The organism is Sedimenticola selenatireducens DSM 17993 (assembly GCF_000428045.1).
Classification (GTDB): domain Bacteria; phylum Pseudomonadota; class Gammaproteobacteria; order Chromatiales; family Chromatiaceae; genus Sedimenticola; species Sedimenticola selenatireducens.
On sequence record NZ_ATZE01000014.1, the window covers coordinates 111,457 to 134,310 of the forward strand.

Genomic DNA, 22,854 nt, shown 5'->3' on the forward strand with positions numbered 1-22,854 from the left:
TCCAGTTCCATTGACAGTCCCTGACGGGGTAAAAGTTTGCTGTATGTCAATGAATTACAGTGCTGTCGGGAGGGGGAGGAGCCAGGCTCCTCCCATTCTGAAGGTCTGGGTTAATAGCCGGGTTTTGCCAGTTCCGATAGCAGATTGTGTTCCTGATCCGGATGGCTGTTTTCCCAGTGGTCAAAGTAGACCAGGTCCTGAAGTGGCAACCGGTCGCGCCAGCCTGCGCTCTTCAACTCTGGTTCAGTAAAGAAATGTTCTACATAGCCCACGCACAGATAGGCGACGGGAGTCACTTGTTGTGGCAGATTCAGTAGTTGTTTCAGTTTTGACCGGTCGAAAATGCTGACCCAACCGACACCCACGCCTTCACTTCGCGCGGCAAGCCAGAGATTCTGCACGGCACAGACGCTGCTATAGATGTCCATCGCCATGTCATGGGTCCGTCCGATCACCACGGGGCCGGCGCGCTCCCGGTCACATGTGATGACCAGATTGATCGGTGATTCCAGAATCCCTTCCAACTTGAGTGTACTGTAGATACGCCTTTTCTCCACTGTCTCAAACATCTCCCCGGCTTCCTGGTTGGCTTCCAGGAATAACTCGTGAACCCGTTGCTTGATCTCCTGTGAGCGAATCAGCATAAAATTCCATGGTTGCATATAACCGACTGATGGAGCATGGTGTGCCGCTTTTAGAATCCGTGCCAACACCTCATCTGGAACAGGGTCAGACTTGAATTGTCCCCTGACATCCCGACGAGAGTAGATGGTTTTATACAGGGCGTCGCGCTCGGCATTGCTGAAAACGATTTCTGGTTGTTTGCTAATTGATTGATTTTCCATAATATTCCCCTTGGTCGGAAAATCCTGGATACTTGGCCAGGTATCCATCGTGGTGAGGCTTCAGGCCGGTCTTCTGACTTAGGATCGACTTTTACGGGCGCCTTCCCGGACACAATGGCCAGTGGCTGACGGCTGTCTGCGAAAGACAGGTCTACCGGTAAAATCCCCATTACAGCGTTGGGCACGTAGCGGAATTTCACCGCTTTCCCGATTCTCCCGGCCGTCAGTGGCCGGGCACCTGAAGTTGTGTTGAGCCTGTAATCTTACAGGTTTTGGTTCGGAAGTTTACCTTCGAATATTTGAACCCCATAATGAGCGCCTTTTGATCTTAATGGTGGCCAAAACGTGAAACAGTTAATCCTTGGCGGCGCCCGGTCAGGCAAGAGCACGCTGGCGGAACGATTGGCAACAGAGTCCTCCGAGGAGGTGATCTATATCGCCACGGCCACATTGGCACAGAGTGATATCGAGATGGAGCGGCGGATCCGGGCCCACCGTGATCGAAGACCCGATGCCTGGCAACTGATTGAAGAGCCGTTGAATCTTGCCGAAGCCCTCCGCCAGAATTGTGCAACGGGACGGTTTCTGATTGTGGATTGCCTGACGCTCTGGCTCTCCAATATTTTGCTGGTGGATGAGGGACGGCAGTTTAACCAGCAGACGACGGCACTGTTATCGGTTCTGCCCGAACTGCGAGGCAACCTGATTCTGGTCAGTAACGAGGTGGGCCTTGGGATTGTACCGTTGGGGGAGCTATCCCGGCGTTTTCAGGATGAGTCCGGCTGGTTGCATCAGCAGGTGGCCAAGCTGTGCGACAGGGTCATATTAACCGTGGCGGGTCTGCCACTGACACTTAAAGGGGATGCGATTTGACTCCAGACTGGCTGAATGATCCGGTAGTCCAACCGGACCAAACCTTGATCGGAATTGCGACAGAGCGGCAGAAACAGCTTACCAAGCCGGCCGGCTCATTGGGTGAGCTGGAGGCGTTGGCCATTCGTCTGGCTGCCCTGCAGGGCAGGGAGTTCCCCAGGGTGGATAAGGTGTGGATAACGGTTTTTGCCGGGGATCATGGCGTCGCCGCATCAGGGGTTTCCGCCTTTCCCCAAGAGGTGACTGTGCAGATGGTGGCCAATTTTTCCGCTGGTGGGGCTGCCATCAGTGTATTGTCGGATTCGCTTGGTGCCACACTGGAGGTGGTCGATGTCGGTACAGTGGTCGAACCCGGCAATCTGCCCGGTGTCATCCGCCACAGGGCCGGAGCGGGAACCGCCAATCTGCACTATCAGGATGCCATGACCCATGAGCAGCTCGCAGTGGCAGTAAATGCCGGTCGCGCCGCTGTCCTCAGGGCCAGAGAGCAGGGCGCCGATCTGTTTATCGGCGGCGATATGGGGATCGGCAACACCACTGCGGCAGCGGCCCTGGGTTGTGCGCTGCTTCGAGCAGATCCTGAGCAGTTGGCGGGGCCCGGGACCGGACTTGATCAGCGCGGTGTGGCGCATAAAGCCGCACTGTTGAGAGAGGCGCTGTCCCGGTACAAGGATCTTGAGAGTCAGCCATTAGAGGCGCTTCGTTGCCTGGGTGGATTTGAGATTGCCGCCCTTGCCGGCGCTTACCTCAGTTGTGCCCAGTCGGGCATGCCTGTGCTGATCGATGGCTATATCACCACTGCCGCTGCACTGGTGGCTGTGCAACTACAGCCATCAGTCAGGGAGTGGTTGTTGTTCTCCCACCAGTCGGCCGAGCCGGGCCATCAGGCCCTGCTGCAGGCACTGGATGCCCGGCCATTGCTTGCTCTGGGCATGCGGCTGGGAGAGGGCAGTGGTGCGGCAACCGCCGTGCCATTGCTACGGGCAGCCTGCGACCTGCATAACCGCATGGCAACTTTTGCTGATGCCGGCGTGGCAGAGGGCTGACAGTGTCGTTGAGTGACTCCCAGGCCTCCCATCCCGTAACCACGATCGATCTGATTCGCCATGGTGAACCAGAAGGCGGTGTGCTGTTTCGCGGCTGGCGTGATGATCCTTTAAGTATCCTGGGATGGCAGCAGATGCGGAATGCAACTTCTGGACACCCCTCCTGGGATTTAGTGGTCGCCTCGCCGCTAATACGCTGTGCGCAGTTTGCCGGTGAGTTGAGCAGCAGGGTGGGCATCCCGATGATAATCGATGAGCGTCTTAAAGAGATCGGTTTTGGTGAATGGGAGGGCCGTTCACCAGAGCTCCTGTATCAGGAGTCACCGCAATTGGTGAGCGACTTCTGGAGTAATCCTGTTGCGTGCCCTCCGCCCGGTGGTGAGGCGATGGCTCAATTCCAATCCCGGGTGGAATCAGCCTGGCAGGATATCCAGTTGGCACATGCGGGACGACACCTGCTGGTTGTTGCCCATGGTGGAGTCAATCGAATGATTATCAGCACCGTGTTGAATATTCCGCTAAGTCATCTGTTTAGGCTGGAGTTGCCATATGCGGGCATCAGTCGCATCCGCATTGAACAGGGTTGCCCACGACTGGTATTTCATTGTGGATCACTCAGTTAACTGCGCAGCGGCTGCGTGGTTCATTGAATCCCGTCAATCTTGCTCTCTGGATCCAGCTTGAATTCATGATTAGACCATTTTTCTTCGCACTACAGTTTCTGACGCGACTTCCGGTTCCCGCACGGGAACCGATGCTGAGTGAAACAGAGCAGGGGAAGAGCCTGCTCTACTATCCACTGGTGGGTCTGCTCATCGGTCTGATGCTGATTGCGACAGGCGCTATGGCGAGCAGCGCAGATCCATTGCTACGCGCTGTTTTGTTGTTGATTGTCTGGGTGGTGGTTACCGGTGGATTGCATATTGACGGCCTTGCTGACATGGCGGATGCCTGGATAGGTGGGCAGGGTGATGCGGACAGAACCCTGGAAATCATGAAGGATCCCCAATGTGGCCCCAGTGGGGTGGTGGCCGTGGTATTACTGCTGCTGGCAAAGCTGGCCGCGTTGAACGTCTTGCTCTTGCAGGGCCGTTGGGAAGTGGTGCTACTGATTCCGATGATTGGGCGTCTCAGTCTTGTTGCCACATTCCTTTATCTGCCCTATATCCGACCTTCAGGGTTGGGTGCCACCCTTGCCGCGCATCTTCCCAGGGCTCAGGCTGAAAGGGTGTTGCTGGCTTCTGCACTGCTCTGTCTGTTTGTCCTGGGATGGCATGCAGTCGGGATTTTGCTGTTTTGTGCCCTGTTATTTGTTGTCTGCCGACACATGATGTTGTCACGTATCGGTGGATTCACAGGAGATAGCGCGGGTGCCATTTGCGAGCTTACCGAGGCGACATCTCTGGTTGCGGCCGCACTGTTATTATGAATTTTGTCCAGATTGGATTCTGCCCTTCTACTTGAAAAGTAGTTGGCCAAATCATCCACGCGACGGAAAAGAAGCGGGGGCAGGTAAAACAGTTTTCCGGAATAACCCGCTATCCGTTCAGGATTGTCGGAGAAGAAGACGAGTGGAGGCGGTTGGGGTAGTGTTTGTGCCAGGATTCCCTAGACTGCTCTGGATGAATTCTCCACACCGTAACTTGTCGGAATATTTTACATCTAAGAAGGGCGTGCGGATTATATCGCTTATATTACATAGAGATATACTAATGGCCTAAATGTTGCAAAGGTGACTTTTATTAATAAAGCAGGATAAAGCTAATACCAATATTTGTGTAGGATGTTGCTTATCTATGCGTAGGATTGATCTCCAAGTCAACGCGTATTTATGCACAAATATTAAATTATCGGTCAGCATGTTGTGGAAATTAACTCCTAAAGTGAGTATGTGTTGGATCTGGGGACGGTCCGGTCAGGCATATAAAAGGGCAAGAGTATGAGAGTAATGCTTTACTTTGTCGCCTTTGGTTTTCTGTTTGCATTCGCTATTCCAATGCTGATCAGCACCATTGTTTACGATAACGAACAGATTTCCTGGCAGTTACGACAGGGTGCCGACCCTACCACGATCCTGGAGGAGACGGCAGCGGGTCAAGCTGGGAATAACTGCGAGGTCGAAGGGTATCGCTATCTGATAACCGATGATGGTTATCCCTATGTAAAAGATGAAAATAACCCGTATATTGCGGTACTTATCGAAGATAGAGTTGTGATCTTTATGGTTAGCGAGGCTAGTAATCTGGCCGTGCCTGTATTGGAAAAAAGGCAAATTCCAGTCGATGCCGCTAAACTCTCGTACATGCTCTCTACCTGTATTGAGAGCGATAAAAATCCCGGGATTACAAAACTTTTACTCCAGAAAGAAAAATAATTCCGTTAACTGTTATGTTTCCAACCCTGGTATTGTAATGTGCTCTGCTGCGGATACCGGAGCAACTAATCGATACAGATGAGGAATATGATTCTTTATCTTCTGGCTACAAATCCTTCGATAGAATAAGAAAAAAAAGCCTCAGGGAGTGCAATTTTTTTGTCTATCTTTAACCATGGAACTTGTTGACTTAAGTCAACGGGGGTAGGCGTAACCCTACCTAAGGGTTAAGATTACACAGTACGTTAAAAACAGCAGTGTCAAAGTTCAGCCTGGACTGGAAATGACAGGACTCTGATACCGTTTTATGTTCCAGTAGTTTTGTAGACACGTAGGCGGGGTAGAATCGTACAAACCTCGTTAAGGAAATAAAAAGCAGGGTGCAAGGGAGAGGGTATGAGCGCTCAGGGTAATCCAGACGTTCCATTGATCCGGTTCAATAACAAACAGCAGCAGCAAAGGCGTTCTGAAACCGGAAATGTGCCTGATGGTGTGGCGCCTGATGGTACTACCAATACAGGTGTCTTTTCGCGCTTTCATTCCATAAGGGGGGAAGGTGCGGCTGTTCGGACACTTTTTTCATGCTCAGTTTCTGTTGCTTGCCTGTGTTGAGTATTTCTCGTTTGTGTCTGTCTACCTGTTTGTTATACCCCTTGTGGAGACTGTCAAACCGTCTGTTACGGCCATGCCTCAATGGCCCGAGGCAGCCTTTGCCGGGATGGTACTGATACTGGCAATTGCGTCCATGGGTCTTTATGACACCCGGCAAAGGGAAGGTATCAAGGGTGCACTTATTCGGTTGATGGTGGCATTTCTATCCGGTTTTCTGGCGATGGCGCTGTTGGATTCGCTTTTCCCCCTGTTCACAGAAGAGCCAAGCCATATCGCTAAATTTGTCCTGGTAGCCTTTATCTACTCCATAGCATTAAGGATATATTTCTATAAGTTTGTTGATGGCAATATCCTGCAGCGACGGGTCATGGTTGTTGGCGCCGGTAAGCGGGCAGCTACCATTAATAAACTCAGGCGCAAGACGGATAAAAGGGGGTTTGAACTGGTCGGATTCGTACGGACCTCCAGTGAAGAGGTGGTGCAGGTAGGAAATCAGAAGTTACTCGATATCGACGACGATATTCGAAACTTTGCGATTCAGAATCATATTGACGAAATTATTATTGCACCAGATGACAGACGTAGAAAATTACCACTCGACGGTCTTATTGATTGCCGCATGAGTGGAATATCAATTACTGATCTGCTTGACTTTTTTGAACGGGAAACGGAAAAAATACGACTCGATCTCATTCAGCCAAGCTGGCTGATTTATACCGATGGGTTTAAGCGGAATATTCTCCGCGCGGCGACCAAACGTACGTTTGATATCCTTATAAGTGCCGTGATGCTGGTGATCTGCTCGCCAGCGATGGTGCTTACTGCCGTGGCTATTCTGCTGGAAAGCAAGGGGAGAGGGGCAGTTTTATATCGCCAGGAACGCGTCGGGCGTGATGGTAGATGTTTTAATCTCTACAAATTTCGCAGTATGTGTACAGATGCGGAGCAGGATGGGGTAGCCCGATGGGCTCAACAAAACGACTCTAGAATCACCCGTGTCGGGTCCTTCATAAGAAAATACAGATTGGACGAGTTACCCCAGTTGTGGAATATTTTTGTCAGTGATATGAGTCTTGTCGGCCCCAGACCGGAACGTCCTGAATTTGTGGAACAGCTCTGCAAGGTAAACGCGCTGTACAAGGAACGCCACCGGGTAACGCCAGGATTAGCCGGTTGGGCGCAGGTATGCTACCCCTACGGCGCATCCAAGAAAGACTCAATGGAAAAGCTGCAATACGACCTCTACTATGTGAAAAATCATGGGCTGCTGTTTGACTTTTACATACTGGTACAGACCGCGGAGATCATTTTTTTCAAGAAGGGTGTGCGGTAGAGAGCCAGCCAGCTATTGTCAGTTTTTACGGCTTGATGTCGTATTTTTCCATTAAACTGTAGAGAGTTGGGCGCGTAATACCTAAATTTTTTGCTGTCTCGGAAATGTTTGAGTCAGCATGATTCAGTGCCCGCAAAATAGCCTTTCGTTCAGCTTCCCGACGAACCTGCTTTAGATTTAGCGGTGTAGACTCTTCATCCGGTGCGGCGAGTTCAAGGTCTTCAATCGTTATCAGCGAGCTTTCAGCCATGATGACAGCGCGTTTAACCCGACTCTCTATTTCACGCACATTGCCCGGCCAGTCGTAGTGTTCAATAGCAAGAATAGCGTTTTTCTCAAAACCGTTTATCTGTTGATTGTACTCTTGGCTGAAACGCTCAAGAAATGCCTTGGCTAACAGTAACGCGTCTCCTTCACGCTCCTTTAATGGCGGTATTTTTATCGTAACTTCGCTGATTCGGTAATAAAGGTCTTCCCTGAATCGCCCCTCTTCAATCAGATTCTGAATATTCTGGTGAGTTGCACAGATAATTCTTACGTCTATAGGGATTTCCTCACGTCCCCCAATCCTCTCCAGGATACGTTCCTGTAGAAAACGGAGTAGCTTGGCCTGGAGATCAAATGGCAGATCACCAATCTCGTCGAGGAACAGGGTACCTCCATTAGCGTACTCTATTTTGCCCTTGGTCTGTTTCGAGGCGCCGGTGAATGCGCCTTTCTCATAACCGAAAAGTTCACTTTCCAGCAGGTTTGCCGGTATGGCTGCGCAGTTGATGGCGACCATTTTATGATCAGACCGTGGACTGAGTTCGTGCAGGGCCTGCGCAAATAACTCCTTTCCGGTGCCACTGGCGCCAAGTAATAGGGTTGTTATATTGGATGGCGCGACCTTTTCGATTGTTCTGCAAACCTTAAGCATTTCCGGGCTGGTTGCAATGATGCCATTGAGGGGAGTACCGGACCGATTCTGTTGAAGTTTGATATTTTCCTGTTCGAGTTCATTTACATGATAGGCACGCTTAACAATTAGTGACAGAATTTCCGGCTCAACTGGCTTCTGGCAGAAATCATAGGCGCCAAGGGCAATTGCCTTAACGGCGTTTGTACGGTCATTGTCCCCGGTTACAACGATAATTTTTGTGCCCGGGGCAAGTGCGAGGATCTCTTCCAGTGTGGCAAGGCCCTCGCTGACGCCACCAGGGTCGGGGGGCAATCCCAGGTCAAGCGTCACAACCGCTGGCTGGTGACGGCGGATCTGTGTGATGGCCTCCTCCCTGTCTCCGGCCATCAGCACCTCAAAATCATCGAAACACCATCTTAGTTGACTCTGTAGGCCTTCATCATCCTCAACGATTAACAGGTACTTATTCAAATCCGCCACTGGTTACCTCACTCTTGTAATTTTTTTTGTGTCTGTCTTGTACGGAGCTACTCTGTAGGCTTTGCATAGGGTAGGGTGATACGAAAAACCGACCCTTCTCCTGGTGTGCTTGTTACGCTGATATCGCCATTCAGGCTACGAATATACTCGCGGCTTTCATACACCCCGATCCCCATTCCTGTCAGGCCCTTGGTAGAGTCAAAGGGGTGGAAGAGGCGCTGTTTTATAAATTCCTGGTCCATGCCAGTCCCGTTGTCTTTAACTTCCACGACCGCCTGATCTGAGATTCGTGTTATGTCGATGATAACATGTCCGTCATTCGGTGTGGCGTCCTGGGCATTCTGGATGATATGACCGAACACTGTCGCCAGCTGTTCCTTATCGGCGTGGACAAAAAGTTTATTCGGGACTGGATGGAGTTCAGGCGCGGGCTTTCTTGTGGCATCTGTAGTGGTTACATCTGCCAGTAGTAAACCCAGATCGATACGCTGTGAGCCGCTGCCTCGCATACCACTCTTCATCTGTTCCATCAGATTGGTCATACGCTTGACTGAGTTTCTGACGGTACTGATTACATCATCGACAAACTCTGGTTTGTGTTTGTGTCGCTCGGCATTGGAAACAATCAGCGACTGTTGCGCGAGAATATTCTTGAGATCATGCACAACATAGGCGGATAGCCGATTGAAGGCCTCAAACTGGCGTGCCTGGGTCAATGCCTTTTCAGATAGATGTTGCGCCAGATGGCTGGCGGCCTGTTGTCCGGCCATTTTTAACAGATCCCTGTCTTCCCAGTTGATTGAGCGTTGTGACTGGGAGCGTGAAATGATGATAAATCCAAACACTTTGGTTTTGAAAAGCAGCGGAACAATCAACCAGGCATTAGGAATGGCTGTTAGCCAACCGGGTGGCGAGAATCCCTCGTAAAGATCCGGGTTCCGCCGATATTCATCCAGATCAACCAGCCACTGGTTTTTTTCCAGGAAGCTACATAGAGGGTCATGTTCTGCAGTGATTCCTATAATCGGCTCAGGCATATTCAGGCTGCTGTTGAACTCGTACTGGCCACCATCACGCCTGATCCAGAGAGACCCCCCTGTACTGTTGACCAATACCGAGATGGCTCGAATAACCCTCACAGGGACATCCTCGTCACTTTCAGCGAGTGTCTGTGTAAACCGCAACCACTCTTCCCGATAGTCATATTTGTAGTTGAAAAAGTGTTTGCTAAGAAAGACCCTGAGCTTTGCGCGAATCGTTCCGGAAAAAAGGATGATCAGGAGGAGTGCACCTGTTCCGCTCAGGAAGGCAATCTGCAGAGTAGACCCCCAAGATCCTCCGTAAAAGCGGATGTAATAGCCAGCCGAAGCCATAACCAGCAGATAAATTCCGGCCCCCATCAGGGTGATGGATTGGAATACAACATTTCTGGATATGTAGATATCCAGGGACCACTTGGGATTGCGGGCTACCGATATGGCAATCAGCGGAACCATTAAACCGTTCACGATGCCTCTGGCGTTCCACAAGGCCGGATTGAGTTGCTTGAACAGAAGCGCATCTGCAAACATGAAAAAATCGTAAGCAAAGGTGCAACCAATGCCAATGCAGAGATGCTTGATTGCCCAGCGTTGCTCGACTGCAGAGTTTCTGAATAGTTGCTCCAGCAGCAGCAGGGCAATGATGTTAAAGGCGACCCAGATTCCTAAAGTAGCGTCGCGGTTTATCAGGCTGACATTTGAAGTGAATACGGCAAACAACGGAAGCAGTACAGTAATGATACCGGCGATCACCAGAAAGGCGAAGAATAGGTTAATAGGGGTAATGCGTAAAAGGCGGCCAATCTTTTGGCTGCTGTTGGACTGAACGCTCTTCAACAAAAATAGGCACCAGAAGGTATCCCGGCCCAGCTCCAAAAGCTGCATGATGCCGGGAAAGGTTATCAGCGACAGTGCAGAAAGAGCGGAAATTCCAGCCCAGATTGTGGAAAAACTGCTGGCAAGTATCAACAAACGACCGAGTGTTCTGCCTCGCCAGGAAGTAATAAGCAGGGCAGTCAATGCGGCGTAGGCAAGGAAAGCAAAAAGATAACTGAAAAATCCTATATTCAATGCGGCTTACCCTGAATTATTTTGATTCTGGTCCATTAGATGTGTTGCAATTCCCCGGCTTCAACTGTGGTGTATCAGCATCCCGATTGTACCGTTGTGCCTGATCCTTTTTAAATACCCGGGCAACAGGTTGTACCATTAAGATTCCTTGGCCCATGTTAACTTATTATCACTGGCCCCGGGGGGGCTTTGAAAGTACAATCTGCTGAATTATTAACAGCTTGGCTGAAATGCCCCATGGCTGATTCACAATGCATCCGGGATGTCTTCAATACAGCAGGATATGAAGGGTGAGGTAGGTCTAGCAAATGTCTGCATTTATGCAAGTTCGGGACGAACTTCGGGTTAATCCACGTACATGGTTGATCACCGGTGTTGCCGGCTTTATTGGTTCAAATCTTCTGGAGGAGCTGTTACAGCTTGACCAAACGGTTGTGGGGATGGACAACTTTGCCACCGGTCATCCGCATAATCTGGAAAAAGTCCGAGCCCTGGTTAGCGAAACCCAGTGGCAGCGGTTCACCTTCCATGAGCTGGATATCAGGAACGTTGAGCACTGCAGGATAGCCACTGACGGGGTTGACTACGTGCTTCATCAGGCCGCTCTTGGCAGTGTGCCACGCTCAATTAACGATCCTTTGACAACCAATGACACCAATAGTACCGGCTTTTTGAATATGCTGGTTGCCGCCAGGGATGCCAAGGTGAAACGTTTTGTTTACGCGGCCTCTTCCTCCACCTATGGCGACCATCCGGGGTTGCCGAAGAGAGAGGAACTGATCGGCAGGCCGCTTTCGCCTTATGCTGTGACTAAATATGTGAACGAGTTATACGCGGATGTTTTTGCGCGAACCTACGGTATCGAGTCAATTGGACTGCGATATTTTAATGTGTTTGGACCGCGACAGGACCCAAAAGGCGCCTATGCTGCGGTAATTCCGCGTTGGATAGAAGAGCTCTACAGGGGCACGTCATGTCGCATTAATGGCGATGGGGAGACATCCCGGGATTTCTGCTTTATCAATAACACCGTGCAGATGAATCTGCTGGCCGCGACAACGTCCAATCCGGAAGCGGTAAATCAGGTTTACAATGTCGCATTTGGTGTCCGTACAACACTCAATCAGCTTTTTCGCGAGATCCGGGAGCGTCTTGCCCGGCACCATGAACATGTTGCCGGCGTACAGCCGGAATATGTAGAGTTTCGGGCCGGCGATGTACGGCATTCCCTGGCGGATATTTCCAAGGCGACAGCACTGCTTGGCTATGCGCCAACGCATGATCTACAGCAGGGACTGGATGTTACAACTCAATGGTTTATTGAGGAATTATCTGTAACAAACTGAAATAATTGATAAAAAATACTATTTTGCGGGCAGGTTAGTTCCCTGCAGACTCCCCAACCTTAACTCTAACCGGGGAGGGGAGGCTCAGTTTTTACAATGGCTGGCCCGCTCTAAGGGCGTCAACAAAAATCAGGAATGATAATGGACAAAATTGCAGTTGTGGGTCTTGGATATGTTGGGTTACCGCTTGCGGTAGCGTTTGGTAAAAAGCGCGACACCATCGGTTATGATCTGGATGAACGAAAGCTTACCAATTATAGGAATGGATCCGATCCAAGTGGTGAAGTTGAACCTGAAGATCTGGCCATTGCCTCACATCTCGAATACACCAGTGACCCATCCCGCCTTGCTGAAGCGTCGATTGTCGTGGTGGCGGTGCCAACGCCGATTGACCATGCCAGAAAACCTGACCTGTCACCCGTAATCGGAGCTTGTCGGACTCTGGCTGCTAACTTGAAACCAGGGGCTACGGTCGTTTTTGAATCAACGGTTTACCCGGGTTGTACCGAGGAGGTCTGTGTACCCATTATCGAGCAGGTATCCGGTATGCAGTGGGCCGGCCGCGATGGAACTGATAGTGGTGACCGCAACCGCGGCTTCTATATTGGCTACTCACCGGAGCGTATCAATCCGGGCGACAAGGAAAATCGTCTTGAAACAATCGTTAAGGTGGTCTCCGGGGATACACCGGTTACCCGCGAACTGGTCGCTGAACTCTATGAGAGTGTAGTCACGGCTGGTGTATGCCGAGCTTCTACCATAAAGGTGGCGGAGGCTGCCAAGGTGATAGAGAACACCCAGCGTGATCTGAATATTGCCTTGATGAATGAACTGGCGATGATTTTCCACAAAATGGGCATCGATACTGTAGACGTTCTTGAGGCCGCCGGTACCAAATGGAATTTCCTGCCATTTCGTCCAGGGTTGGTCGGGGGGCACTGTATTGGCGTGGATCCCTATTACCTGACCTATAAGGCGGAGGCTGTTGGTTATCATCCTCAGGTGATTCTTGCAGGACGCAAGACCAATGATGGTATGGGCAAGTATATTGCTGAACAGACGGTAAAACGGATGATTCAGGCCGGGCATTCCGTCAATGGCGCCAAAGTGGTTATTCTGGGACTGACGTTCAAGGAAAACTGCCCGGATCTGAGAAACTCACGGGTCGTGGATATTATCGACGAGTTGAAGAGCTACAACTGCGATGTGTGCGTGACTGATCCCATGGCTGACCCTGAAGAGGCGATGCATGAGTATGGCGTCCAATTGAAAAGCTGGGAACAGCTACCGCAGGCCCAGGCAGTTATTTTGGCGGTGGCTCATAGCCACTATCAGACGCTATCGGCCGCGGATTTTAAGGCAATTATGCAAGACGGTGCGGTAGTAATGGATGTGAAGTCGAAGCTTGACAGGGAAGCCTTCTCGGAAGCAGGCGTTAAACTCTGGAGACTTTAGTTTTATCTCATCAAAGAAGGGATATTTTACGATCCCTTCTTTGATGATAATTTATAAATCAGCTCGTTACATGTCTTAATGGAGAGGGCAGCATCTGATCATTGGTCATCTGTCGCAAAACCAGGTTGATTTCATTCAGCCCGAAAAAATGTTGCTCCTCGGTCATTCCAAACAGAAGAATCTGGCTGCAAATCAGATTGATTAACCGCGGAATACCGTGACTGTAGTTAAAGATGATTGGGTAAATTTCATCGGCCAGTTGGGGGTCATTATTCCATCCAACTTGTTTTAATCTGTGCCGGATATATTCACCCGTGCTGCTTTCGTCGAGTGGCTCAAGACAAATAACCGCATTTACCTGAGCATAGAGCTGTTTCAGTTTTTCCGTCAGCAACAATTCATGCAGTCCATCCCGGCCAATGAGAAAAATCTGCAAAAGGGGTTCAGATTTCCATCTCAACCTCATGAGAAGTTCAATCTTGCGTAGCGATTCAGTCTCCAGATTCTGTGCTTCATCGATAATCAGCAGGGGGCGTCGCCCAAAGTTACGCATTCCCGAAAGCTGTGTTTCCAATTCACTAATGACCTCTGCTTCATCATTAGTCAGTTGGCTAATACCGAAACCGAAGGCGATCATTCTGATCAAGTCGGTAGCTTGGAGCTGCGTAGAAACCAGATCAGCGGTGACAACGGGTTCATTTTTAATGGAGTGAATGAAATCTCTTAATAAGGCCGTTTTTCCTGTTCCCGATCTGCCTGTGACCAGTACAATTCCCTCACCGCGACGCAATGCATAGAGCATATAGGTCTTCGCATGGCTGTAGCTGGCGTGTTTGTAACAGGGTTTCGTATTTGGACTCAGTCGAAAGGGGTCTTCTTTCAGATGATAGAATTGTTCGTACATAGTTATATTTATGGCAGTCACTGCCATCCTTGTTTTTGATACCGGAAGCCTGTTCCCGCCACCGGATATCTTGGTTAATCTTCCCTGGGATATTCTTGTCTCACCCCGAACCGATGTTTTCAGCTACAGAACGATCACTGCCTGATTATTACATGGATATTCCCAGTATGCAGGCTTTCATTGAGGGACTCTTCTACTTTATAGTTCAGTTATTCGTGCTTTGTGATTTACTGGAGTTACTGGCGGCAATTAACCCATCGGATTAGCTCGCTGCACCTGGAACCCAATTCCTTTTCTTATTGGTGTTGGCCCCATTATCGAACCGGGGGATCTCCGGAAGTTATCTGAATGGGCAGGATTGATATGATAAATGTCATGCTAATGTACTAATGTATATATAATCTGTAACATGCTGATTATATGAATTAGATTTATTTTTTTCGGACCTGAATATAGTTCATGTCCCATCGAATATTGGGAGAATAGATCCCGCAGAGATGGCTGGTTAAAGAGAGGCGGTATTACCCGATATGGTTGGGAGTTGGCAATTATAGCAATGGTCAAGATAGGAATATGACAATTCACCACCTAAGTGGTGTACTAATCCGATTCTTGCGCCTGACAAAGGATTGACTGTGTCTTATGTATGAATCTTTTTATAATCTGAAAGTCGAGCCATTTCGACTGAGTCCCGATCATCGGTTCTGTTTCAGCCATAAGAGCTATGCCAAGGCCAAGGCATATATGCAGTATGCCATTCACAGGGCCGAAGGCTTTGTAATGGTTACCGGAAAGCCGGGGACTGGTAAAACCACCTTGGTCAACGATCTTGTTGATGGTCTATCCCAATCCCGGATAGTAGTTGCGACAATTGTCAGCACGCAGCTGGAAGCTGATGATCTGTTGCGGCTTGTGGCCTGTAACTTCGGGCTTGATATCGATGCCCCAAATAAGGCCGTGGTGCTTCAAGGTCTTTCCGTGCGACTGCGACGCTATCACGAAGAAGGAACCAGGGCACTGCTGATTATCGATGAAGCACAAGATCTCTCCGCATCCGCGCTGGAAGAGTTAAGACTGCTCACCAATCTCCAGCTCAATAATCAACCCTTGCTGCAGATTTTTCTTGTCGGTCAGGAGAATCTGCGTGAACTGGTGCAAAAACCGAGTATGGAGCAGGTTCATCAGCGCCTGGTGGCGGCCTGTCATCTCGAGGCGTTGAGTGAGCAGGACACAAAAGCCTATATCAGGCATCGCCTGGATCGAGTAGGCTGGAAGAATGACCCGACAATCGATGAGGGTGTATATCCGGTTGTATTTCAGTTTAGCAAAGGGGTACCAAGAAGAATTAATCTTATATGCAGTCGTTTTTTACTCCACGGATGTGTGGAGGAAAAGCATCGTATTCGCGCGTCTGATGTAAGAACCGTAGTCGGTGAACTACAGCATGAGCAACTGGCACCAATTGGTTTCAAGGCCGACTTGCCACCCTTGCTGGATGATGAGGAGTTTGAGTCTGACTTAGAAACCGCAGCAGAGGCGAATGATAACGAGACCTCACGATCCACTAAAGAACCGTCTGTTCCTGAGGCCGGGGTAGCGGAACAGCCGCCCACGAACGACAATCCAGCAGCTACCCCGTCGATTTCACCAGCACCGGTCAATCCGGGGGGTAACCAAATTGCCGATCTGTGCTCGCTTGAAGAGCAGGTAAGGCGGGAAGAGAGCCACTCCTCTTATCAGTCCGATAATTCCCAACAGGATGTTATACAAGAGAACTATTTCTCGCTATCGGAAGCAGTGGATTTACCCTCGGAACCGATACCAATCCATAAGCCGGCAGAAACGCCGTTGGCAGAACACGTCTATGGTAACAGGTTCGCTAACGCACAGAGACGAGACGAAACTGGTGGTGCAAGGACTCATTATTACAATGAATATCAGGTGAGTGCCAATCCACACGGCATCGTCACCAGAAAATGGAGCATGCTGTCCACTGCGCTGATATTTTTGCTCATCGCGGCGGCGGTATTGATAGCGCTTTACGTCATCAGTCCACGACTGCTTCAGGACGGTATAGTGGATCTTGAACGACAAATTGATTCCAACATAAGCAGCGTGAGTAAAGATCCAACAACCAGTAAACCTGACCCGTTGCCAGTCAAGGACGAACTTAATAAAAACGAACAGGATAGTGGCGTAGCTGACCTGGAAAACCAGAGTCAGGCGGTACAAAACACAAATATCTCACCCGATACCGATCTGCAATCGAATGACAGTTCTCCTTTCAGGGAGGAGAAGAGTGGAGAGTTATCGACTGACCAGTTGATCGATGCTCAAAAAAAAACAGTACCGGAAATTGAATTAAGCAATATTTCTGCTTTACCTGATACAACGGAAACCGGTGGAGAAACTGGCGATTCAGTCTCACCACCCCAAGCCTCCGCTCATGACGACGACTTGCTACACTGGTGGCGATCGGCCCATCTGGAGGCAGTCAGACCGCCATACCAGCCCTCCACGCAGGACGATTTGCAACCGCCTAGTTCAATAGTCCAGGAACTAACGGACTCTGATACGATTGCACTGGCCTCGCAACGGTATCCCATCATACAAGGCAAAAAACAGAATCCGGAAGCGAAAGATAGTGACGCTATTTTCACTCCAGTGATAGCGGGTTCGCGGCCTGCGGAAACAGTCCTGCCTCCCCCTCTTGACCCACCTGTCGGCTCACAATCAATAGAACCGGTTGCCAGTCCGCTTCCCACAAACAGCGGGATCAAGGAAGATATTGCTGCCATATCTGAACCCCGGCGAAATAGTGGAGATACCTCACACAATTCCAAGTCGCTAAATACGCCTATGGATGGCAAGGAGGCAGATAAGTCGCCGCATACTGGTGAAGAGGATACCCTGCTCAGACTGCGGAAGAAAATTCTTTTTGGTAGCGACAGCGCGGTAATTTCTGATGAGTATCTAAGCTTGCTATCCGAAACGGTTGACTGGTTAAAGAGTCATGCGGGCCGCACCGTCCAAATTATCGGCTATGCGGATAGTAAGGGTGAGGTCGAGTACAATCAGGAACTTTCCCTGAAGCGGGCTAAAGCGGTTGCGGCCTATCTTGAAAATAACAATATTGCCAACAATCGTATTCATATTGAAGGACGTGGGGTTTACCCGGCAACCAACAATCTGTCCAATGATGGCGCAAATGCGCGACAACTACAGCGATTTGTTGAAATTGTCAGCAGCCCAACGGGTGATTGACCGATCACCCATGTATAGTTTGCCGCGTTTCTCTCCCATTGTTATATATACGAAGACAGGGCATCCGAGTGATATGGCATGAATGATACGCCAGTAACAGTTTTGCCGAAGTTTCACTATCTGGTCGAGAATTATCAAACAGAGGTGAATGATTTCCTCAAAGAGCGGTTTGACCGAATGTTTTTTGAAGTTGAGCCGGTCATGATCGACTTTGCCAGTAAAGCTGAAACTGATAACGCGCAGATCCTGTTTTTCGACTCCATCAGCCATATACAGGATCTGAGTGATCAGGTTACACAGGCCTATTTTGACACTCTTAAAACAGGCTTTTCCGCATTCCGTCGCGGACAGTCTATCCACTATCCAAAGCCGATTATCGAGGCGAACAACACTGAACAGATCGACATCGTAGAAAATAGTGACCTTGAGATACACATCGCCATTCAGTCGATGATCACCCGGTCGAGAAATAAAAACCATCAGGTGCTTTATCAAATCGGCCAGCGGCTGGCGGTTATGCAACAGGGCAGGAAACTTCGAGACCCGGATATACCGGCCTGTCCTGATCATATTGCCACAACTTTCCAGGCGGTCTCCTGCAGGTTTGAACTTGAGCAGAAACTGCTACTGATACTCTATGTTTTGTTTGAAAAGAATGTCCTGAATGATATTGGTACCTTGTATGCCGAAATAAACAAGATTCTTTCCGACGCCGGTATCTATCCTCATCTTGCACCCGTGGTTTCATTAAATAAAAGCAAGGCACAGAACAGTGAAGAACGTGTGCCGGCAGAAAACGAATCAAGCAGTCAGCCGGAAGCGGCAAAGAACACGTCACGGGGCAGGACCGAGCCGTTAACCAATGAGGATTTTTCTATTGGCGAAGCGGTGTTCAATTCCATCCTTTCACTGTTGACGGAACGACGCCGAACCGACCCCCGTTTCAAGGATCATCCGGAATATCGTCCGGATGGCAACCTGGAACAGCTGAGAAGCAAACCTGACCTGGTGACGGCGATCAATCAACTCGACATGCCAAAACATTTTGACATGGGGGTTTATGAATCCGAAACAGCAGCCACACTCACACCTGCCGATAGAAGTGCGGCTACTATTGAATACCTGCAAAAAAGGATCACCAGCGAAAGAGAAGATATTTATAGGGAACTGGATACAAATACCATTCCTACTGCTGACCTGGATACGATAGAACTGGTCGGCATGCTGTTTGAGCATATTCTCGATGATCAGGATCTTGCCAGTCTTACAAAAACCCTGATATGTCACCTGCATACGCCTTATCTGAAAGTGGCAATAATCGACCGTGATTTTCTGACCAATCCTGAGCATATCGCCAGAAAACTGCTGAATTTGGTGGTGAATGCCGGGCGCCGCTGGGTCGATGAAAACAATGTTGAGGCGGGTATCTATCACAGGATGAGCGACATGATTCAGATCATCATGCGCGACTTCAAGGATGACATTTCACTCTTCAGCCGTGCCTATGATGAATTCCTCGATCACCTGCAGGCACTGGAACATAAAACAAAAATACTTGAGGAGAGAACCAAGGAGGCCACCAGGGGGAAGGATAGACTGGAGTACGCACGGCTACGTGCCGATGAAGTTATGCACCAGCATTGCGCCGGAGTGCGCTTCCATCCGGTACTCTGGCAGTTCCTTTCCGTTGTCTGGGAAAACTATATGACTCTGCTGCTGTTAAGAGATGAACAGGCAGAAAAGCATAAGGAGTGGCGGACAGTCCTGATGGTGATCAATAGCGTCATCAAGATCAACAACGGCTACACAGACCCCCAAACAAGGGAATGGCTGAAGCACACCTGGCCACGACTAAAGAACAGCATCGAGTCAGGGCTTGATTTTCTTGGTAATACCAATCCATCGGAGTATGTTGCTTTACAGCAGGCAGTTCATGAATTACAGCGATCCACTCAACCGGAACCGGTAGAAAAAGTTGTCGTTCAGCCTGAGGCTGAACTGCGCACCAATAGAGAAGCGGTCAAGGGTATGCGATCAGAAAAAATGCGCAAACTCCTGGCAAAGGCACAACAAACAGATATCGGTAGCTGGTTTGAGTTTGATGAACCTGATGGCAAGTTACAGCGTGTCAAATTGTCATGGTATAGCCCGGTGACAAATAATCATATGTTTATAGACCGCTTTGGCTACAAAGCTTTTATTCTGCCCACGGAAGTCCTGGTTTCGAGGCTGGCCAATGAGACAGCGCGCATTATTGAGCCAAACCGGTTCCCGTTCGTGGATCAGGCCCTGAAGAAGATCTACGGTCTGTTGCGAACCGGATAGTTCATTGCCGATACAGAATACGGCTGAAAGCATTTCGACAGTTCTGCGATAATATGCCGGGTTAACCAGATCAATCGGCATCCGGCTGGATGCCAGGGCGGCAATTGCACGTACTCACCAAGGCTGTAATCCTTCACCTTGGTTATTTCTGTTTATACACAAGGTATCGGCTTACATAATGAAAGCTCCTTATCCACACCTGCTCGCGCCGCTTGACCTTGGATTCACTGTGTTAAAAAACCGCGTTTTGATGGGCTCCATGCATACGGGACTGGAGGATAGAAAGGCGGATTATCCAAAATTGGCGGCCTACTTTGCCGAACGGGCACGCGGTGGTGTTGGATTAATGGTGACCGGCGGCTTTGCACCGACACGGGCCGGCTGGTTGGCGCCTTTCGCCTCTAAACTGACAAGCAGGTTCGAGGTTAAACGGCATCGGTTAGTTACCGATGCGGTCCACCGGGAAGACGGTAAGATCTGCCTGCAGATACTTCATGCAGGGCGCTACGGCTATACACCGATCAGTGTTGCACCGTCGGCAGTGAAATCACCCATCACCCCATTCAAGCCCCGCGCACTCTCCGCCCGGGGGATACAAAAGCAGCTTGAAGGTTTTGTACGTTGCGCCTGTCTTGCGCAACAATCCGGTTACGATGGCATCGAGGTGATGGGTTCCGAGGGGTATTTCCTGAATGAGTTTCTGGTCACCCATACCAACCTGAGGTCGGACAACTGGGGCGGGACATTCGGTAACCGCATGCGCCTGCCAGTTGAGGTGGTCAAACAAATCCGCGCGGCGGTGGGCCGGGAATTCATCATTATATTCCGCCTCTCAATGCTGGATCTGATTGAAAAGGGGAGCAGTTGGGAAGAGGTGATCGACCTCGCCAAGGCAATAGAAGCCGCCGGTGCCACATTGATCAATACCGGTATTGGTTGGCATGAGGCGCGAATACCCACTATAGCCACGATGGTTCCCCGCGCCAGCTTTACCTGGGTTACCGGACGATTGAAGGGTGAGGTGGGGATTCCGTTGATCACCACCAACCGGATCAATACCCCGGAAGTTGCAGAAGCGGTGATCGCACAAGGCGATGCCGATATGGTCTCGATGGCCCGACCAATGCTGGCCGACCCGGAGTTTGTCCGCAAGGCGGAGCAGGGCAGGGCCGATCAGATCAACACCTGTATCGCCTGTAATCAGGCCTGTCTTGATCATGTCTTTTCCCGGCAACGGGCCACCTGCCTGGTGAATCCACGGGCATGTTACGAGACTGAGTTGAACTACCCGCCGGCAGAGCGGCGCAAGCGCGTCGCGGTTGTGGGTGCCGGACCCGCCGGCCTGGCCTGCTCCACCATCGCCGCCGGCCGGGGGCATGAAGTGCATCTGTTTGAGGCAGATCCGCTTATTGGCGGACAGTTCAATATGGCCCGGAGGATTCCGGGAAAAGCGGAATTCAATGAGACCCTGCGCTATTTTAATCGCCAGATTGAACTGACGGGCGTGGTGCTGCATGCCGGACAGGAGGTGACAGCGGAGGAATTGATATCAGCAGGTTACGATGAGGTAGTGATTGCAACAGGTGTGCTGCCCAGAACCCCGACAATCACTGGTCTCTCTCATCCCAAGGTGCTCAGCTATATCGATGTATTGCGCGAGCAAAAGCCTGTCGGTGAACGGGTGGCGATCATCGGTGCCGGTGGCATTGGCTTTGATGTGGCCGAGTACCTTTCCCACAATGAACCGGAGACCGGTCCGGCTGAAGGGGTCGACGCCTTTCTTAACGAATGGGGAATAGACAAGAGCCTGGCTGCCAGGGGCGGAGTTGCCGGTATGAGGCGGGCATCCATAGCGTCGGGCAGAAAGATATATCTGCTGCAACGCAAGGCAAACAAGCCTGGTGCCGGCCTGGGAAAAACGACGGGCTGGATCCACCGGGCCACTCTGAAACATCGCCAGGTAGAGATGTTGGCAGGTGTCCGGTATGAGCGGATTGATGATGAAGGGTTGCATGTTGTCATTGATCACAAGCCGCGACTGCTCGACGTGGATAACGTCATTATCTGTGCCGGCCAGGAGTCGAGAGCATCGCTTTATGAAACGTTGCAGGCGCGGGGTGCAGCCGCGTATCTGATCGGTGGCGCCAAACTGGCGGGAGAACTGGATGCCAAGCGGGCGATTCGTGATGGGGCCGAGTTGGCCGCCGTATTATAAGCGAGGCATCACGCCTCGAAAGATTTCAGGGCATCAATATCCAGTATGGTAATGGCACCATACTTTACATCGACGATCTTTTCAGACTGCAGTACATGCAGGGCCTGGTTGACCCGTTGGCGGGAGATACCCGAGAGATTCCCCAACTCTTCTTGAGATACCTCCAGCTTGTAATGCATGCCGGGATAGAGGTTGAGATTAAACATGGAGGCCAGTGCACGGGCGACCCGCGCTTCCGGCGACAGGAAACGGTCATACTCCATATAGCCAATGAACTGGCCGAGACGTTCATTGAAATGGGTCAGCAGGAAGCGGTTAAAGCTGATGTTCTGTTCCAGCAGGGTGAAAAACGTCTCTGCAGGCATGAAGCCTATACGGGATTTCCGCAGTGCAACAATATCGTATCGCCTGGGCTCACGCTTCAGCAGAGAGCCCTCCCCAACCCAGCTGCCGGAAGGGATTCCGGTGATGAATGAGATCTGTTTGCCGGTGTGGGATTCACAGGAAATTTTTGCCAGGCCGTCGATAATACCGACCCACTCTTCAGTGGGGGAACCTTTCCGGCAGATAATGTCACCCGCGTTGAAGTGCCGCTCGTACAGCGTGTCCCTGACCAGCTGTTGCTGGGCCGGTGACAGGTCCTCCATCCAGGGGTTTTTAACCAGAAACTGTTCGAGAGTTTCCATAGCTCCAAATGTCATCTGAATGACAGAAAATAGAGAAATGAGTTGCTATGATAGCAGATCATAAGGGATTGAAATATCCAAGCT

16 protein-coding genes and 1 riboswitch are annotated in these 22,854 nt (G+C 50.4%); of the genes, 11 read left to right on the top strand and 5 right to left on the bottom strand.

The genetic code is table 11. The features are described 5' to 3' along the window. Nucleotides 1-110: 110 nt before the first annotated feature. Entirely contained in the window at nt 111-845 is a 735-nt protein-coding gene (gene bluB, locus A3GO_RS0113140; RefSeq protein ID WP_029133782.1) for a 5,6-dimethylbenzimidazole synthase, read from the bottom strand. 46 nt (nt 846-891) lie between these two features. Continuing rightward, nucleotides 892-1,102: riboswitch (cobalamin riboswitch) on the bottom strand. An 88-nt stretch (nt 1,103-1,190) separates the two neighbouring features. Between bluB and cobU the strand changes: the two genes are divergently transcribed. The 6 genes from cobU (at nt 1,191) to A3GO_RS0113170 (ending at nt 7,083) form a co-directional block, all read left to right on the top strand. Further along, entirely contained in the window at nt 1,191-1,718 is a 528-nt protein-coding gene (gene cobU, locus A3GO_RS0113145) for a bifunctional adenosylcobinamide kinase/adenosylcobinamide-phosphate guanylyltransferase (RefSeq protein WP_029133783.1), read from the top strand. Continuing rightward, the gene (cobT, locus tag A3GO_RS0113150) at nt 1,715-2,764 is read left to right on the top strand and encodes a nicotinate-nucleotide--dimethylbenzimidazole phosphoribosyltransferase (RefSeq protein WP_029133784.1); all 1,050 of its coding nucleotides are present in this window, start codon (nt 1,715-1,717) and stop codon (nt 2,762-2,764) included. The genes cobU and cobT overlap by 4 nt, the downstream gene beginning before the upstream one ends. 2 nt (nt 2,765-2,766) lie before the next feature. Continuing rightward, nucleotides 2,767-3,387 (top strand): alpha-ribazole phosphatase family protein, encoded by a 621-nt coding sequence (gene cobC / locus A3GO_RS0113155; RefSeq protein WP_245621736.1) that lies wholly within the window; start codon nt 2,767-2,769, stop codon nt 3,385-3,387. A gap of 65 nt (nt 3,388-3,452) precedes the next feature. Further along, nucleotides 3,453-4,193: an adenosylcobinamide-GDP ribazoletransferase gene (locus tag A3GO_RS0113160; protein WP_051302268.1), complete on the top strand. Its 741-nt coding sequence runs from the start codon at nt 3,453-3,455 to the stop codon at nt 4,191-4,193. A 519-nt stretch (nt 4,194-4,712) separates the two neighbouring features. Further along, nucleotides 4,713-5,138, top strand: a complete 426-nt coding sequence (locus A3GO_RS0113165; RefSeq protein WP_029133787.1) for a hypothetical protein — start codon at nt 4,713-4,715, stop codon at nt 5,136-5,138. 556 nt (nt 5,139-5,694) lie between these two features. Next, on the top strand, nt 5,695-7,083 hold the full coding sequence (locus tag A3GO_RS0113170) for a TIGR03013 family XrtA/PEP-CTERM system glycosyltransferase (protein WP_029133788.1): 1,389 nt from the start codon (nt 5,695-5,697) through the stop codon (nt 7,081-7,083). A 25-nt stretch (nt 7,084-7,108) separates the two neighbouring features. On the opposite strand, the gene prsR is transcribed toward A3GO_RS0113170, so the two are convergent. After that, a complete protein-coding gene (prsR, locus tag A3GO_RS0113175; RefSeq protein ID WP_029133789.1) occupies nt 7,109-8,464 on the bottom strand; it encodes a PEP-CTERM-box response regulator transcription factor in 1,356 nt (451 codons plus the stop codon). 47 nt (nt 8,465-8,511) lie between these two features. Further along, a complete protein-coding gene (gene prsK / locus A3GO_RS0113180; protein ID WP_029133790.1) occupies nt 8,512-10,575 on the bottom strand; it encodes an XrtA/PEP-CTERM system histidine kinase PrsK in 2,064 nt (687 codons plus the stop codon). Nucleotides 10,576-10,883: 308 nt separating this feature from the next. Here prsK and A3GO_RS0113185 point away from each other — a divergent pair, with 308 nt between their 5' ends. Further along, nucleotides 10,884-11,921: an SDR family oxidoreductase gene (locus A3GO_RS0113185; protein WP_029133791.1), complete on the top strand. Its 1,038-nt coding sequence runs from the start codon at nt 10,884-10,886 to the stop codon at nt 11,919-11,921. 141 nt (nt 11,922-12,062) lie between these two features. Beyond that, nucleotides 12,063-13,376: a nucleotide sugar dehydrogenase gene (locus A3GO_RS0113190; RefSeq protein ID WP_029133792.1), complete on the top strand. Its 1,314-nt coding sequence runs from the start codon at nt 12,063-12,065 to the stop codon at nt 13,374-13,376. Between the two features lie 58 nt (nt 13,377-13,434). Here the strand turns inward: A3GO_RS0113190 and A3GO_RS23830 are convergent, their stop codons facing one another. Beyond that, nucleotides 13,435-14,307, bottom strand: a complete 873-nt coding sequence (locus A3GO_RS23830) for an ExeA family protein (RefSeq protein WP_084610072.1) — start codon at nt 14,305-14,307, stop codon at nt 13,435-13,437. A 615-nt stretch (nt 14,308-14,922) separates the two neighbouring features. Here A3GO_RS23830 and A3GO_RS25380 point away from each other — a divergent pair. From A3GO_RS25380 to A3GO_RS0113215, 3 genes are all read left to right on the top strand, one after another. Then, nucleotides 14,923-17,544 (top strand): AAA family ATPase, encoded by a 2,622-nt coding sequence (locus A3GO_RS25380; RefSeq protein WP_051302272.1) that lies wholly within the window; start codon nt 14,923-14,925, stop codon nt 17,542-17,544. A gap of 78 nt (nt 17,545-17,622) precedes the next feature. After that, nucleotides 17,623-19,869, top strand: coding sequence for a DUF1631 family protein (locus tag A3GO_RS0113210; RefSeq protein WP_084610073.1), 2,247 nt, complete (start codon nt 17,623-17,625; stop codon nt 19,867-19,869). A gap of 178 nt (nt 19,870-20,047) precedes the next feature. Then, complete coding sequence (locus A3GO_RS0113215) at nt 20,048-22,084, top strand: NADPH-dependent 2,4-dienoyl-CoA reductase (RefSeq protein WP_029133794.1); 2,037 nt, start codon at nt 20,048-20,050, stop codon at nt 22,082-22,084. Nucleotides 22,085-22,092: 8 nt separating this feature from the next. Here the strand turns inward: A3GO_RS0113215 and A3GO_RS0113220 are convergent, their stop codons facing one another. Further along, complete coding sequence (locus A3GO_RS0113220) at nt 22,093-22,770, bottom strand: Crp/Fnr family transcriptional regulator (RefSeq protein ID WP_029133795.1); 678 nt, start codon at nt 22,768-22,770, stop codon at nt 22,093-22,095. Nucleotides 22,771-22,854 lie beyond the last annotated feature (84 nt).